This window comes from Pseudarthrobacter sp. J47 (assembly GCF_049810315.1).
GTDB lineage: Bacteria > Actinomycetota > Actinomycetes > Actinomycetales > Micrococcaceae > Arthrobacter.
Map to the genome: position 1 here is coordinate 404,061 of NZ_CP187358.1, position 14,214 is coordinate 418,274.

Genomic DNA, 14,214 nt, shown 5'->3' on the forward strand with positions numbered 1-14,214 from the left:
TTCACGTAGGCGGCCGGGACCGGTGAAACCGACCATTCTCACCCTTTGTCGCGGTTTGTAAAAGTCAATGACACGGGCAGCCGTAATTAGCCAACAAAAGTTTGACTAAAAGGGTGGCCTAAGTAAGTCTTGCCTTTGCTACTTGTGCGCCCCAACGCCCATCGAAGGATGACTGCCATGACCCCAACGCCCCGCACCGAACAGCCTCCGGCCCCCAGCGACATCGCCGTCGCCGGGCGTGCAGCCAGTGACCCAGCAGCCAGTAACCCTGCTGCCACTGACCCTGCAGCTGATGACCACGACGCCGATGCCGACTTTGGTGCACGCGTTGAGCTGGCGCTCTCCGCCACCAACCACCTGTTCAATGCCCGCAATTCGCCGCGGTATGTGGCCCAGGTGCTGCAGGGCGTTAATGCCGTGGCCACCAAGCTGGACCGGACCCGGCAGCCGTTCACCGGGGTCACGCCGTCGGAGATGAAGGCGAGGATTGCCGCCGTCGATCTGGGCCGTCCGTTGCCGGACACCGCCGCAGCGCTGGCGGAACTGGAGGACGTTTACCTCAAGGACGCTGTCTACTTCCATGACGCCAAGTACGCCGCGCACCTGAACTGCCCGGTAGTGATTCCCGCGCTGGTGGGGGAGGCCGTGCTGTCCGCCGTGAACTCGTCCATGGACACGTGGGACCAGAGCGCCGGCGCCACCATGATCGAGCGCCGGCTCATCGACTGGACTGCGGACCGGCTCAACCTCGGCGCCGACGCTGACGGCGTCTTCACCTCAGGCGGCAGCCAGTCCAACCTGCAGGCCCTGCTGATCGCGCGCAACCACGCGGTGGCTGCCCTTCGCCGTGAGCCCGGCAATGAGCAGCTCCGCCTTCCGCAGTTGCTGGAACGGTTGCGCATCTTCACGTCCGTGGACAGTCACTTCAGCATCCAGAAGTCGGCGTCCATGCTGGGGCTGGGCTATGACGCCGTCGTCCCCGTTGCGTGCACGCCGGACCACACTCTGGACCCTTCCGCGTTGGCCGAAGCAATGGCGGAGAACCACGACGCCGGCCTGCTGGCTATGGCGGTTGTGGCCACTGCCGGTACAACGGACTTTGGCGCCGTGGATCCGTTGGTGGACATGGCGGCCCTGGCCTCGGCGTACGGCGCCTGGTTCCACGTTGACGCTGCGTACGGCGGCGGGCTGATGGTTTCCAACCGCTACCGCCACCTCCTGGACGGCACCCGCCTGGCGGACTCCGTCACGGTGGACTTCCACAAGACCTTCTTCCAGCCCGTCAGCTCCAGCGCCCTGCTGGTGCGGAACAAGGCGATGCTGGGGCACGTCACGTATTACGCGGACTACCTCAACCCGGAATCGGCCGCCCGCGCGGAGATCCCCAACCAGGTGGACAAGAGCATCCAGACCACCCGGCGCTTTGACGCCCTCAAGCTGTGGCTGACGCTGCGGATCATGGGCGCGGAAGCCCTGGGCGCGCTGTTTGACGAGGCGATCGACCTTGCCGCCCGCGTGGGAACGGTGCTGGCAGCGGACCCGGACTTCGAACTCGCTGCGGCCCCGCGGCTGAGCACGCTGGTGTTCCGCTACCGGCCGGTGACGGGCGATGGCGGCGATGGCAGCCGCCTCGATGAGGACAGCAGCGACGCCCTCAACCCCGCGATCCGGGCCGCCGTGTTCGCTTCAGGCCAGGCCGTGGTGGCAGGGACCAAGGTTGACGGCCGCCACTACCTGAAGTTCACGCTGCTCAACGCCGAAGCCACCCTGGGCGACATCCACGAGATCATCGAACTCCTCCGCAGCACGGGCGCCGGGCTGCTGGCCGCACAGGCCAACACTCCCGAAACCACCCGGAACACCAAAAACGAGGCCGCAGCATGAGCAACGTAACTGTCTACGACTTCGCCGCAATCGGCCTGGGCCCCTTCAACCTTGGCCTGGCTGCGCTCAGCGAGCCCGTCCCCGGCCTGAACGGCGTCTTCCTGGAGCGCCGCGACTCCTTCGACTGGCACCCCGGGATGATGCTGGAGCCCGCCCACCTGCAGGTTCCGTTTATGGCGGACCTGGTGACGCTGGCGGACCCTACGTCGCCGTACTCCTTCCTGAACTTCCTCAAGCAGACCGGCCGGCTCTACCGGTTCTACATCAGGGAGAACTTCTACCCGCTGCGTGCCGAGTACAACCAGTACTGCCAGTGGGTGGCCGGGCAGCTGCCGTCGATCCGTTTTGGTGCGGACGTCACCGATGTGACGTACGACGGCGGGGTGTACCGGCTGACCGTCTCCTCCTCCACAGGCACCGAGGTACTTCAGGCCCGCCGGCTGGTGCTGGGGACGGGAACGTCCCCATACGTTCCGTCCGCCTGTGCAGGGATAGTGGAGGGGGACACCGCCGGCGGACTTGTCCTCCACAACGCCGAGTACCTGTCGAGGAAGAGTGAGCTGCAGGCATCACGCAGCATCACGATTGTGGGCAGCGGACAGAGCGCCGCGGAAATCTACTACGAGCTGCTGCAGGAGATCGACGTCCATGGCTACCAGCTCAACTGGGTGACGCGGTCCGGCAGGTTCTTCCCGCTGGAGTACACCAAGCTGACGCTGGAGATGACCTCGCCCGAGTACGTGGACTACTTCCACAGCCTCCCGGCCGGGCAGCGTGACGGCCTGATCAAGAGCCAGAAGAACCTCTACAAGGGCATCAACTCGGACCTGATCGACGCCATCTACGATCTCCTCTACACCAAGAGCCTGTCCGGCATGGTGGACACGCAGCTGCTCACCCACTCGGCGCTGAAGGACGCCGCCTGGGACCCCGCCACAGGCCAGCACACCCTTCAGCTCCGCCACGAGGAGCACGGCCGGGACTACACGCTGGAAAGCGAAGCCGTGGTGCTGGCCACCGGATACGCCTACCGGGAGCCTGCGTTCCTCGCCGGAATCCAGGACCGGATCGCCCGCGATTCCCAGGGCCGCTTCGACGTCGCCCGGAACTACTCCACGGGAGTCGAACCCGGCGAGATCTTCGTCCAGAACGCCGAACTGCACACCCACGGCTTCGTTACCCCGGACCTGGGCATGGCGGCCTACCGCAACTCGTGCATCCTGCGGGACATCACCGGCCGCGAGGTGTACCCGGTGGAACGGAGCATCGCCTTCCAGCAGTTCGGCGCACCTGATTCTTCCGGTACGGGGGCTTCGAGTCCAGCAACGGCTTCCGGTTTCGCGGAGGCTGCGCTGTGAGCTTTACCTTCCGTTGTGTTGATTCCGTCCAGGACGCACCCCTCCTCCACAGCTGGGTGACGCAGCCCTATGCATCCTTCTGGGGCATGCTGTCCGCCACAGTGGAGGACGTTGTGGAGGAGTACTCGAAGATCCAGGCGAGCGGGCATCACCACGCGCTGCTGGGGCTCGACGACGGCGTCCCCGCCTTCCTGACGGAAGAGTACGTTCCGGAGTTCTCGCCATTGGCCGCCGTGTATGCGGTGCAACCGGGAGACCGGGGAATGCACCTCCTCGTGGCCCCGCCAGCCGGCGGACCGCGATCCGGCTACACCCTGGACGTGATGCGTGCCGTCGTCGCCCGGCTGTTTGAAAACCCTGAAACGGAACGCGTGGTGGTGGAGCCGGACGCCCGGAACCACAAGATCCATGTGCTGAACGAACGGGTGGGGTTCCAGCCAAGCGCTGTGGTGACCCTCCCCGCCGTCGACCCTTCCGAAACCCATAAGAACGCCCTGCTGAGCTTCTGCACCCGCGAGGACTTCCTGGACACCCTGACCGTAGGAGAAACCCGATGACCGCCATTCTTGAAGACCCGACCCTTGACAAGCCGATTGTTGAAAGGCCGACGGCACCCGCAGCTGCAGCAGCCAACCAGCTAACCGGGCACCTGACGCCGGCAAAATGGGCCGCCGCCAACCGGCACCTGGTCCGCAAGGCGCTCGCCGAGTTCTCCCACGAGCGCATCCTGGTTCCGGAGCTGCTCAAGGAAACCGCCGCAGGCGACCTCTACCGCGTGGTCAGCGACGACGCCACCGTTGAATACCGCTTCCGCGCCCGGCTGCTGGACCTGGAGCACTGGAGCATTCCGGCCGAATCCATCATCCGGGTCGAGGGCTCACTGGAACTGCCGCTGGACGCCCTCTCCTTCATCACCGAGTTCCGCGAGCAGCTGGGCATCCGGGAAGAGATGCTGCCCGTCTACCTGGAGGAAATCAGCAGCACGCTGTCCGGCCATGCGTACAAACAGGGTTCCAGCACGGCCTCCGCGGAGCTGGTGGCCGGTATTACGGGTGGTGCGGATGCCGCCGTCGACTTCCAGGCCATCGAACGGAGCATGACGGAGGGTCACCCGTGCTTTGTGGCCAACAACGGCCGGCTGGGCTTCGGGATCACCGACTACCATGCGTTTGCCCCCGAAACCGGCGCCGCCGTGCAGCTGCAATGGATCGCCGTGCACCGCAGCAAGGCCGTGTTCACCTCCAGCGCCGGGCTGGATTACCGGACCCATTTCGAGGCGGAGCTCGGCGCCGACGTGCTGGCATGCTTCGACGCGCAACTGGCGGAGGCCGGCGTCGATCCCGGGCAGTACCTGCTGATGCCCGTGCACCCCTGGCAGTGGGAAAACAAGCTCACCGTGACGTTCGCCGCGGAGATCGCCCAGCGGCACATCGTCCACCTCGGTACCGGGGCTGACGCCTACCAGGCCCAGCAATCCATCAGGACGTTTTTTAACACGACCGAGCCACATAAGGCGTACGTCAAAACAGCCATGTCCGTGCTGAACATGGGCTTTATGCGCGGGCTCTCACCGCAGTACATGAAGGCCACGCCGGCCATCAACGACTGGCTGCAGGACCTCATCACCAGCGACGCCGAACTCCAGGGCCGCGGCCTTGCCATGATCCGGGAAACGGCCGCGATCGGGTACCACAACCACTACTACGAAGCCGCTTCCGTGAAGGGCTCGGCCTACCGCAAGATGCTCTCAGCACTGTGGAGGGAAAGCCCGCTCCAGTTGCTGGAAGACGGGCAGCAGCTGGCCACCATGGCGTCACTGCTGCATGTGGATTCCGACGGCGTCTCCGTGGTGTCCCAGCTGATCAGGCGGTCCGGACTCGAGCCCGCCGGCTGGCTGCGGCGCTACCTGGAGGCCTACCTGGTCCCGCTTGTCCACTGCCTCTACGAGTACGAACTCGCGTTTATGCCGCATGGCGAAAACGTCATCCTCATCCTCGAGGACGGTGTTCCGGTGCGGGCCATCATGAAGGATATTGCCGAGGAAATCGTGGTGATGGGGGACCGGCTGGAACTGCCGGAGGAGGTCTCGCGGATCAAGGCCGACATCCCGGCGGAGGAGATGGTGCTCGCCATCTTCACCGACGTCTTCGACTGCATCTTCCGCTTCCTGTCGGCCATTCTCGAGGAGGACGGCATCCTGACCGGAGACGAATTCTGGAACGTGACGGCCGCCGTCGTCCGCGAATACCAGCAGCGGCACCCGGACCTGGCGGATCAGTTCGCCATGCACGATCTCTTCGCGCCGGACTTCGAGCTGTCCTGCCTGAACCGGCTGCAGCTGCGCAACAACCAGCAGATGCTGGACCTTACCGATCCGTCAGGCGGGCTGCAGATGGCCGGCCGCCTGGTGAATCCGCTGGCAAGGTTCGCCGGCCGGTAACCTCCGCGAGGTGGCACTTCACGGCAGTCGCAGCGCCAAACACTGCCGCGAAGTGCCACCCCGGTGGCGGACTCAGAGCGTGGGGACGTTGGCCAGCAGTTCCCTGGTGTACTCATGCCTGGGATTCTGCAGCACATCGTCAGTGCTGCCGTAATCCACAATCCGCCCATGCTGCAGGACTGCCATCCGCTGGGAGATATGGCGGGCCAGGCAGATGTTGTGCGTAACGAACAGCATGGACATGCCTGTCTCCGCCTGCAACGTACGCAGCAGGTCAATGATGGACGCCTGCACCGATACATCAAGCGCCGAGGTAATTTCGTCGCACACCAACAGCGACGGCGCATTAACCAGCGCCCGGGCGATTGCAACACGCTGGCGCTGGCCTCCGCTGAGGTCTCCCGGCCGCCGGTCAAGGTAGCTCTCGCCCAGGCGGACCTGGTCCAGCGCCTCCAGCACCCGGATACGCCGCTGCTTCCGGTTCAAGGTGCCGGACATCTGCAACGGAACCTCCACGGATTCGCAGACAGTGCGGCGCGGGTTCAACGACGAGAACGGGCTCTGGAAAACATACTGGACCTGCTGGCGCTGCTCTGCGGTCCGCGCCCGGGTTCCCGGCTGCAGCTCGTCCCCGTTCAGGCTCACCACGCCGCTGTAGTCATCGTTAAGCCCGGCAATACAGCGCGAAAGGGTGGTTTTACCCGAACCGGACTCGCCCAGCAGCATCATGGACTCGCCCCTGGCCAAACTGAATTCGATCCCATCCAGCACCTGGGCTTTCCCGTACGAAAGCTTCAGGCCTGAGACCTCCAGCAGGCTGTCGCCGTCAGTGCTTGTGTTGGCGGACCCAAGGACTGAACGGGATTGCCGGGTATCCGGCTCAGGGTCGGACGCCGTGCCGGAGTGCTGGCCGACCACCGGATGTTCGCTGGTGATAACGGCAACCTGGCCCACGTGGCGCTTGCCGGCGAGATCTGGCACGGCGCCCAACAGCTTCCTGGTGTATGCGTGCCGGGGTTCATAGAGCACCTCGGCGCAAGGACCCTGTTCCACCACCTCGCCGGAGAGCATCACCACCACCTCATCGGCGATTTTTGCCACAACCGCCAGGTCATGGGTGATGTAGAGCCCCGCGACGCCATGGCGTTCAGCCAGCTCCGCAATGGTCTGGAGTACCAGGGCCTGTGTTGTGACATCCAGGCCGGTGGTCGGCTCATCGAGCACCATCACCGCCGGCCTGCAGGCAAAGGCCATGGCGATCCCCACCCGCTGCTGCTGCCCGCCGGAAAGCTGGTGGGGGTACCGGCGCTGGTAGGCCGGGGAGTTGTCCAGGCCGACTTCGGCCAGCACCTCCGTGACGCGTGCACGCCGGTCTTCCTCGGAACCGCCGTAATGATGGACCTGCAGGACCTCACGGATCTGCCGGCCGATCGGCATCGCCGGATTCAGGGAAAGGGCCGGGTCCTGCGGGACGTAGGAGATCGAGCCGCCACGCAGCTTCCGGCGTTCGTGCTCAGGTAGATCCAGGATGCTGCCGGGACCGGAGGTTCCTGTGTTTCTTGCGTTTCCACCCGCTCCGGCCAAGTGCACTTCGCCGCCCGTGTGCTTCAAACCCTGGCGGAAATGCCCCAGGCAGGCCAGCCCGGCAGTGGTCTTGCCGGAGCCGGATTCACCCACCAGGGCCAGGATCTTGCCGGGTTGGAGGGTGAAGGACACCCCGTGCAGGATTTCGTGGCCCGAGGTGGTGGCAACCCTCAGGTCCCGGGCGCTCAAGACGGGTTTGGTTGTAGTGGGGGGTTCCACGACGGAAGTGCTCATTTGCTTTCTCCCACGTTCAGGCTGGCCGATGCCCGGGCCAGGGAATCGGTAATCAGGTTGGTTCCGACGGTCAGGACTGCAATAGCCAGCACAGGAAGGATGACGCCCCACGGCTGGACCGCAAGGGCGATCCGGTTCTCGTTGATCATCAGGCCCCAGTCGGAGGTGGGCGGCTGCATGCCAAGGCCCAGGAAAGACAGCGAGGCCAGGGCGCCGATCGAATAGGTCATGCGCAACCCCAGTTCCACCATGAGCGGTCCGGTGATGTTGGGCAGCACCTCCTGGAGCACGATCTTCCATTTGGGTACGGCATACATTTCCGAAGCACGGATGAAATCCTCGGTAACAACTGCCGCTGTGGCAGACCGGGTGACCCGGGCGATCCTCGGCGCGTGCGTGATGCCGATGACTGTCACGAGTACCCAGGCCTGCGGGCCAAGAACCGTGATGGCCAGCAGGGCGAAGACCAATTGGGGCAGGGCCAGGAGGATGTCATTGGTGCGCATGATGGCGCTGTCCACCCAGCCGCCGCGATAGGCCGCAATCATGCCGGACAGGACTCCGATCACCATGCCCAGCAAGGTGGCGAGTGCGGCGAACACCAGGAGCCGCAGACCGCCGTCGAGGAAACGGGTGAGGACGTCGCGTCCCAGGTTGTCCGTGCCGAACAGTCCGTCCGGCTTGAACGGCCGCGCCGCGAATTCCGTGCTGGTGTACCCGGTTGCCCAGGGCAGCATCAGCGGACCGAACAGCGCAACGACGACGACGGCGGCCGTGAGGGCAATGCCGATCTTCGCCTGCCGCTGACGGAGGAGGCGCCGCAGCAGCCGTTCCGGAGTCTTCGCTTTCTGCTCGACAATCCGGGGAGAATCAATGACGCTCATCTGGAGCCTCCCGTGCGTAGTTTGGGATTGGTCAGGATGCCCACCATGTCGGCAAGGAGGTTGACCACGATGTATACGGCTGCGATCAGGATGGACAGGGTCTGGACAACCTGGACGTCCCGGTTGGCCACGGCATCAACCAGGGCCTGGCCGATCCCCGGATAGCGGAAGAGGAATTCAACCACCACAACCCCGCCGGCCATCCACGCCAGCTGGATGGCAATGACCTGGGCTGCCGGGGGCAACGCATGCGGCAGGGCGTGGCGCAGGATGACCTGCCGTTCGGGAACACCCTTCAGCCGGGCCATCTCCACATAGCCCGAGTCCAGGACCTCCAGCATGGTGGCGCGCACCATCCGGGCGATATAGGGCGTGACCACAAGCACCAGCGTCAAGGTCGGAAGGACCAACTGGCTTGGATAGTTCCACACCGGTTCACCTGGCGGGGCCATGGTCACAGACGGCAGGATCTGGAAGATCGTCGTCGAAAAGACCGTGATGAGCCAGATGCCGATCACGAACTCGGGCAGGGCGGCGAGCACCAGGCTGATGCCGGTGGTGATGTGATCGCCCGTCCGGCCCCGGCGCAGGGCGCTGTAGGTTCCCAGCAGGAGGCCCAGGGGAATGCTGATCAGCCCCGCGGCTCCCAGCAGCACCAGGGACGCGCCGATGCGTTCGCCCAGGAGGTCCGTCACGGCACCGCCGGAAGCCGCAGAAACACCGAAGTCTCCCAGGGCCAGGCCTCCGAGCCAGGACAGGTAGCGCTGCCAGACCGGGTCATTGAGGTGCATCTGCTCGCGGAGCGCGGCCAGCCGTTCGGGCGTCGCCTGTTGCCCGAGGATGGCCTGCGCTGGATCCCCCGGGAGCAGCAGCGTTGCGATAAAGACAAGAAGGGAAACGGCCAGCAGGATCAGTACGCTGGTGGCCAGGCGGCGGAGAATCAGCTGTATCACTGGACTTCCCCCAACCAGACACGGCGGAATTCAAAGCCTGAAAGCGCAAGCCCGGTGTTGCTGGGCACAAGCCCGGACACGTATTGCTGGTACGCATCTGCCTGGTTCGGATGACCCCAGATAATGTATCCGCCTTCGTTGTATTCGATCTCCTGTGCCTGCGAAATCAGCTTGTTGCGTTCTTCCGCGTCCACCGTTGCGTTGGCCTTGGCCACCAGGCGTGAGAATTCGGGGTGGTCCCAATGGGTCTCGTTGAACGGGGAGGTGGGCAACGAACTGTTGTTGACCTGTGGCAGGAAATTGCGGGTGTACCAGAAGGACTGGGCGAAATCCCACTTCAGGTAGCCGTCCCCAAAGAACGTCGTTGTATCGACGCGACGCAGCGTGACGTTGATGCCGGCCGCTGCGGCTTGTTCCGCGAACACCTGGGCAGCTTCCACCGCACCCGCCTGGATGGGGGCGGTGACCAGCTCGACGCTCAAGCCATCCGGATATCCGGCCTGGGCCAGCAGTTCCTTTGCCTTGCCGATGTCCTGGACCCGTTGCGGCAGGTGTGAGGCATAGCCTGGCTCAAAAGGCGAGTAAAGATCGTTGCCCACCCGCCCGTTTCCACTGAGGACCTGTTCGATCATCTGTTCCCTGTCCACGGCCAGCCGGAAGGCCTGCCGCACCCGGCTGTCATTAAACGGCGGCCTGTCCACGCGCATGCTGAACGGCATCCACATCCCGGTTTCAGAGTTCAGGATGCTGATGCGCGGATCGGCGTCGATGACTTCCAGCAGCGCCAACGGAATTTGGCCGATGGCATCCACCTGGGTGGAAAGCAGTGCATTGATCAACGCGTCGTTGTCGTTGAAATTGAGGATTTCCAGTTCGTCCAGGTACGGCTCGTTGCTGCGCCAGTATTTCTCGTTGCGAACAAAGAGGCTGCTGCGGCCAGGGGAGAAGGAACTGTATTTGAAGGGCCCGGTCCCTATCGGCTGGGCCGGATCGTAGTCTTCGGGGACGATGCCCAGGGAATACTGGCCCAGGGAATCATCGAATGTTGCTGTGGGGGTGTTCAGGCGGAATTCGACTTTGAAATCGTCCAGCACCACCACCTCGTCAAGGATGGCCAGGGACGAAGCCCCGGTCTTTGGATTATTGGGATCGGTAATGCGCTCGAACGTGGCAGCAACATCGCGGCCCGTCATACGCCGGCCGTCGTGGAACTTCACGTCGGTGCGGAGGTCAACTGTCCAGACCAGGGCGTCGGGCGAGGACGTGGCCCGGGTTGCGAGCAATGGCTGGAGTTCGTAGTTTTCGTCCCTGTAGAGCAGTCCCTCGTAGAGGTTCAGGACGCGGGCGATGTCAGTGGTGCTGACGGGTGAATGTGCGTCCAGGCTGTCTGCCGCGCCGCCTCCCGCCAACCCGACGCGCAGCCGGCCTCCCGCTTGCGGCTCTCCTGTGGCACTGGCAAGGACACTGGGCTGGCCGCCGCGACAGGCAGTCAAGAGGCCGCCAAGTCCCAGGGCCATGCCGGTGCCGAGCAAGGAACGCCGGCTCAAATATGCGGGTGTTCCCCCAGACAGCCCGTGTGGTGATGATGCTGGTTTCACTGATCCTGCTTTCTGAAGATGTAAAACGCCTACGCCGTCACTTTCCGTCCAACCCACTCCGGCGTCCGGTGACCGCTGGCGGCCCATACCGTGGCGATGTTGTCGCTGACGGCCTGGGGAAATGCTTCGGTACGCCCCGTGAGCGTATTGACGTGAAGTGCCAGGATTTCCTCTGTTGCGGCCAGTTGGCCGCCGACGTGCAGTTCGTGGGCGAGATGCAGTTTTTTGGGGCCGCCGCCGGCGATGATCGTGGTGACCGTCAGTTCGGCGTCGAGAGCGGTTTCCATGAGGTACCTGATGTGGGCTTCCACGGTGTACAGCGAACTGCCGGTTTCCTGGCGGTACCGCTTGTCCATTCCCAGTACTTCCATGACCTGGTCGGTGGCGAAACCGAAGACCAGGACGTAGAAGGCCTCGGACATGTGGCCGTTGTAATCGATCCACTCAGGCAGGACTGTGCACCGGTACTCCGGAAGGGCCCCGGTTGCAACGTCCGTCATTTGGCTGCTTTCAACGTGGCAATCGCATTCCGGATGGCGATGATCGCTTCGTCGCGCTCGGCAACCAGCTCCAGGAAGGACCTGTCCGCGATTTCTTCGTCGCAACCGGCAACAACGGCATCCCGCAACTCCGGCGTCAGCTCGGGGGCGTCCAGCCGGGTCCAGGGGGACTTCAGCGACGGGCCGAAATGGTCCAGCATGTGCGCCATGCCGCCTTCGCCTCCGGCCAGGTGGAAGGTGAGCATGGGTCCTTGGATAGGCCAGCGGAGGCCGGGCCCGTCCGTGATCGACAGATCAATTTGTTCGACCGTAGCCTCACCGTTGTCCACCATGTGCAGGGCTTCGCGCCACAGTGCTTCCTGCAGCCGGTTGGCGATGAACCCGGGGACCTCGCGGTCCATGGTGATCACCGATTTGCCGATGTGCTCGTACCAGGCGGCAGCCCATTTCACTGCTGCCGCTGATGTTGCTTCGCCGCCAACAACTTCCACGAGGGGAATGAGGTAGGGCGGGTTGAAAGGATGGCCGACGACGAGCCTGGCCGGGTTGGCGGCCTCCGTAGCCATTTCCGTCATGCCGTACCCGGACGTGGAGGAAGCGATCACGACGTCTTCGGCGGTTACCGCATCGATCCTGGCCAGCAGCGAACGCTTCAGCTCAAGGACTTCGGGTGCGCTTTCCTGAACGAAGCCGGCACCGGCGACGGCCTCGGCAAGGTCGGAGTGGACGGTGAAGTTGTCCTTGGAGGCATTCGGGGCGAGTCCCAGCTTGGTCAGGGCAGGCCAGGCCGCATCAATGAGTCGGCGCAGCCTGGACTCCGCATCGGGGGCCGGGTCCCACGCCTTGACGCGGTACCCCTGGGCCAGGAAGTACGCGGCCCAGCCGCCGCCAATGGTGCCGATGCCTACGCAGGCGACAGTGTCGACGTCGTGCATGGACAGGGGGGTGAAATTAACTGTGGACATGGATCAGGCCTTCTTCTCGAGCTGGAGGATTTCGCGGGCTTCATCCGGTGTGGCAACGGAGGAGCCCAGGTCGTTCACGATCTGGATAGCGCGCTCAGTCAATTGCGCGTTGGTGGCCTTGACGCCCTTGCTGAGGTAAAGGTTGTCTTCCAGCCCCACCCGCACATGGCCTCCCAGGAGCACGGACTGCGCCACCCACGGCAGCTGGTCCCGGCCGATGGCAAAGGATGTCCACTGCGCACCCTCCGGCAGCATGTTCACCATCGCGTGCAGCAGCCCGGCGTTCACGGGAGCGCCATAGGGGATGCCCATGCACAGCTGGTACAGCGGCGGCGGGGCGATCAGGCCTTCTTCGACCATGATGTTGGCGAACCACAGGTTGCCCGTATCGAAGATTTCCATTTCCGGCTTGACGCCCGGTTCCCTGATGCGGGCCGCGCCCTCGCGCAACATGTCCGGCGTGCTGACGTAGAGCTGGCTGCCTTCGCCGAAGTTCAGGGATCCGCAGTCGATGGTGCAGATCTCCGGCCGCAGTTCCTCAACGTGGGCCAGGCGTTCCAGTCCGCTCACCAGGTCCGTTCCGGGCAGCTGCTTCGTGGGCTCTCCGGGATCCAGGAAAAGATCGCCGCCCATTCCGGCGGTCAGGTTGATGACAGGATCAACGTCGCTTTCCCGGACCAGGCGTACCACCTCACGGTAGAGGGCCACGTCCCGCGAACCCTGTCCTGTCTCGACGTCGCGCACATGGATGTGGACTACCGAGGCTCCCGCGCGGGCGGCTGCGATGGCGTCCGCTGCGATTTCCTCGGGTGTGACGGGAACGTGCTCGCTCCTGCCAGTGGTGTCCCCGGCGCCGGTTAGTGCGCAGGTGACGATGACCTTGCGGTTCATGGGGTACTCCCTTGGGGTTTGACGATATTGCGGTCTATAAAGCTTTCGATATGTTTGTGCATCTGATCTGAAGTCAGCATGCCGGTCAGCACCTTGATGCCGAGGCCGTCCACCAGGCTGGTCAGTTCAATGGCCAGGTCTGCAGAAGGGACCTCGACGAAGACGCCAGCCTCCTGGCCAAAGGCGATGGCGTCTTCCACCGTCTGGATCCAGCGGCGGTAGCCCTGGGAATGGTTTTCCTTTCCGGACTCGTCCACCGCCACGTAGGACCAGGTCTGCAGCCAGATGGACCACTCCGCCCGGCCCCTGTCCCCGGCCGGCAGCTGGAGTTCGATGAGCCGCTTGAGGCGGCTCACCGGCTCCGTGATGGCGTGCAGCTCAGCGATCTGGCGGTCAAAGGCCAGCTTCACCGAGTAGCGGAGCGCCTCGGCGAAGATTTCCCGCTTGGTGGAGAAGTAGTAGTGCACGCTTGCAGTGCTCACGCCGCAAGCAGAGGCGATGTCAGCGATCCGGACTGAGGAATACCCCCGCCGGGCCAGCAGCCACCAGGCCGTTTCGATGATGGAGCGCCTCTTCTGGGCCTGGTCGCTGTTTTCGGCGTGCCTGGTTGGCAGGATCCTCGACGGCGGAGGTACTGAAACGCCCCGGGTCTGGTCCGACCCCGACATCAGCCAGTTCACTGTCACCCCGGTGACGTCAGCCAGGTCAGTCAGCTCCGCGGGACGGAATCGCCGGGTTCCGGCCAGTGCCTTGGAAAGCTTGGACTCGTCGAGGCCGATGTGCCGCGCCACTTCCCGCTGGACCAAGCCTGAATTCTGGATGGAGAGGCGGGCGCGTTCGGCGAGCTGCATATTCTCCGGAGTGGTTGTTGCCATGGATCGACCCTAGGTGGGACTTGCGATTATGGCAAGAACTTAATTTTG

The 14,214-nt window shown here is 64.1% G+C and carries 12 protein-coding genes; 4 read left to right on the top strand and 8 right to left on the bottom strand.

Annotated features, from left to right (window positions below):
- The first annotated feature begins 177 nt into the window (after nt 1-177).
- Genes ACPJW8_RS01775 through ACPJW8_RS01790 form a run of 4 tightly spaced genes read left to right on the top strand, consistent with a single transcriptional unit; the run spans nt 178 to nt 5,682 of the window.
- Nucleotides 178-1,884: an aspartate aminotransferase family protein gene (locus ACPJW8_RS01775; protein WP_330189515.1), complete on the top strand. Its 1,707-nt coding sequence runs from the start codon at nt 178-180 to the stop codon at nt 1,882-1,884.
- Nucleotides 1,881-3,242 carry a lysine N(6)-hydroxylase/L-ornithine N(5)-oxygenase family protein gene (locus ACPJW8_RS01780; protein ID WP_330189514.1) on the top strand — a complete coding sequence of 454 codons (1,362 nt, stop codon included), beginning with the start codon at nt 1,881-1,883 and terminating at the stop codon, nt 3,240-3,242. The genes ACPJW8_RS01775 and ACPJW8_RS01780 overlap by 4 nt, the downstream gene beginning before the upstream one ends.
- Nucleotides 3,239-3,799 carry a GNAT family N-acetyltransferase gene (locus tag ACPJW8_RS01785; RefSeq protein ID WP_330189513.1) on the top strand — a complete coding sequence of 187 codons (561 nt, stop codon included), beginning with the start codon at nt 3,239-3,241 and terminating at the stop codon, nt 3,797-3,799. The genes ACPJW8_RS01780 and ACPJW8_RS01785 overlap by 4 nt, the downstream gene beginning before the upstream one ends.
- The gene (locus tag ACPJW8_RS01790; protein ID WP_330189512.1) at nt 3,796-5,682 is read left to right on the top strand and encodes an IucA/IucC family siderophore biosynthesis protein; all 1,887 of its coding nucleotides are present in this window, start codon (nt 3,796-3,798) and stop codon (nt 5,680-5,682) included. The genes ACPJW8_RS01785 and ACPJW8_RS01790 overlap by 4 nt, the downstream gene beginning before the upstream one ends.
- 72 nt (nt 5,683-5,754) lie before the next feature.
- Here ACPJW8_RS01790 and ACPJW8_RS01795 read toward each other — a convergent pair whose 3' ends face one another.
- The 8 genes from ACPJW8_RS01795 to ACPJW8_RS01830 all read right to left on the bottom strand — a co-directional run bounded on the left by ACPJW8_RS01795 (nt 5,755) and on the right by ACPJW8_RS01830 (nt 14,166).
- Nucleotides 5,755-7,500 carry an ABC transporter ATP-binding protein gene (locus ACPJW8_RS01795; protein WP_330189511.1) on the bottom strand — a complete coding sequence of 582 codons (1,746 nt, stop codon included), beginning with the start codon at nt 7,498-7,500 and terminating at the stop codon, nt 5,755-5,757.
- The gene (locus tag ACPJW8_RS01800; protein ID WP_330189510.1) at nt 7,497-8,384 is read right to left on the bottom strand and encodes an ABC transporter permease; all 888 of its coding nucleotides are present in this window, start codon (nt 8,382-8,384) and stop codon (nt 7,497-7,499) included. Before ACPJW8_RS01800 ends, ACPJW8_RS01795 begins: the two co-directional genes overlap by 4 nt.
- Nucleotides 8,381-9,337 carry an ABC transporter permease gene (locus ACPJW8_RS01805; RefSeq protein WP_330189509.1) on the bottom strand — a complete coding sequence of 319 codons (957 nt, stop codon included), beginning with the start codon at nt 9,335-9,337 and terminating at the stop codon, nt 8,381-8,383. The genes ACPJW8_RS01800 and ACPJW8_RS01805 overlap by 4 nt, the downstream gene beginning before the upstream one ends.
- Nucleotides 9,334-10,854: an ABC transporter substrate-binding protein gene (locus ACPJW8_RS01810; RefSeq protein WP_330189521.1), complete on the bottom strand. Its 1,521-nt coding sequence runs from the start codon at nt 10,852-10,854 to the stop codon at nt 9,334-9,336. Before ACPJW8_RS01810 ends, ACPJW8_RS01805 begins: the two co-directional genes overlap by 4 nt.
- A gap of 110 nt (nt 10,855-10,964) precedes the next feature.
- Nucleotides 10,965-11,435: a thioesterase family protein gene (locus ACPJW8_RS01815; protein WP_330189508.1), complete on the bottom strand. Its 471-nt coding sequence runs from the start codon at nt 11,433-11,435 to the stop codon at nt 10,965-10,967.
- Nucleotides 11,432-12,400 (bottom strand): 3-hydroxyacyl-CoA dehydrogenase NAD-binding domain-containing protein, encoded by a 969-nt coding sequence (locus ACPJW8_RS01820; RefSeq protein ID WP_330189507.1) that lies wholly within the window; start codon nt 12,398-12,400, stop codon nt 11,432-11,434. The genes ACPJW8_RS01815 and ACPJW8_RS01820 overlap by 4 nt, the downstream gene beginning before the upstream one ends.
- Nucleotides 12,401-12,403: 3 nt before the next feature.
- Nucleotides 12,404-13,291, bottom strand: a complete 888-nt coding sequence (locus ACPJW8_RS01825) for a 3-keto-5-aminohexanoate cleavage protein (RefSeq protein WP_330189506.1) — start codon at nt 13,289-13,291, stop codon at nt 12,404-12,406.
- Nucleotides 13,288-14,166: a TetR/AcrR family transcriptional regulator gene (locus ACPJW8_RS01830; protein ID WP_330189505.1), complete on the bottom strand. Its 879-nt coding sequence runs from the start codon at nt 14,164-14,166 to the stop codon at nt 13,288-13,290. The genes ACPJW8_RS01825 and ACPJW8_RS01830 overlap by 4 nt, the downstream gene beginning before the upstream one ends.
- Nucleotides 14,167-14,214 lie beyond the last annotated feature (48 nt).

What these genes read in the sequence shown, in the direction of transcription:
- ACPJW8_RS01775 (WP_330189515.1), top strand. Translation starts at nt 178, where the DNA reads ATGACCCCAACGCCCCGCACCGAACAGCCTCCGGCCCCCAGCGACATC.
- ACPJW8_RS01780 (WP_330189514.1), top strand. Translation starts at nt 1,881, where the DNA reads ATGAGCAACGTAACTGTCTACGACTTCGCCGCAATCGGCCTGGGCCCC.
- ACPJW8_RS01790 (WP_330189512.1), top strand. Translation starts at nt 3,796, where the DNA reads ATGACCGCCATTCTTGAAGACCCGACCCTTGACAAGCCGATTGTTGAA.
- ACPJW8_RS01795 (WP_330189511.1), bottom strand. Translation starts at nt 7,500, where the DNA reads ATGAGCACTTCCGTCGTGGAACCCCCCACTACAACCAAACCCGTCTTG.
- ACPJW8_RS01800 (WP_330189510.1), bottom strand. Translation starts at nt 8,384, where the DNA reads ATGAGCGTCATTGATTCTCCCCGGATTGTCGAGCAGAAAGCGAAGACT.
- ACPJW8_RS01810 (WP_330189521.1), bottom strand. Translation starts at nt 10,854, where the DNA reads ATGGCCCTGGGACTTGGCGGCCTCTTGACTGCCTGTCGCGGCGGCCAG.
- ACPJW8_RS01815 (WP_330189508.1), bottom strand. Translation starts at nt 11,435, where the DNA reads ATGACGGACGTTGCAACCGGGGCCCTTCCGGAGTACCGGTGCACAGTC.
- ACPJW8_RS01820 (WP_330189507.1), bottom strand. Translation starts at nt 12,400, where the DNA reads ATGTCCACAGTTAATTTCACCCCCCTGTCCATGCACGACGTCGACACT.
- ACPJW8_RS01825 (WP_330189506.1), bottom strand. Translation starts at nt 13,291, where the DNA reads ATGAACCGCAAGGTCATCGTCACCTGCGCACTAACCGGCGCCGGGGAC.
- ACPJW8_RS01830 (WP_330189505.1), bottom strand. Translation starts at nt 14,166, where the DNA reads ATGGCAACAACCACTCCGGAGAATATGCAGCTCGCCGAACGCGCCCGC.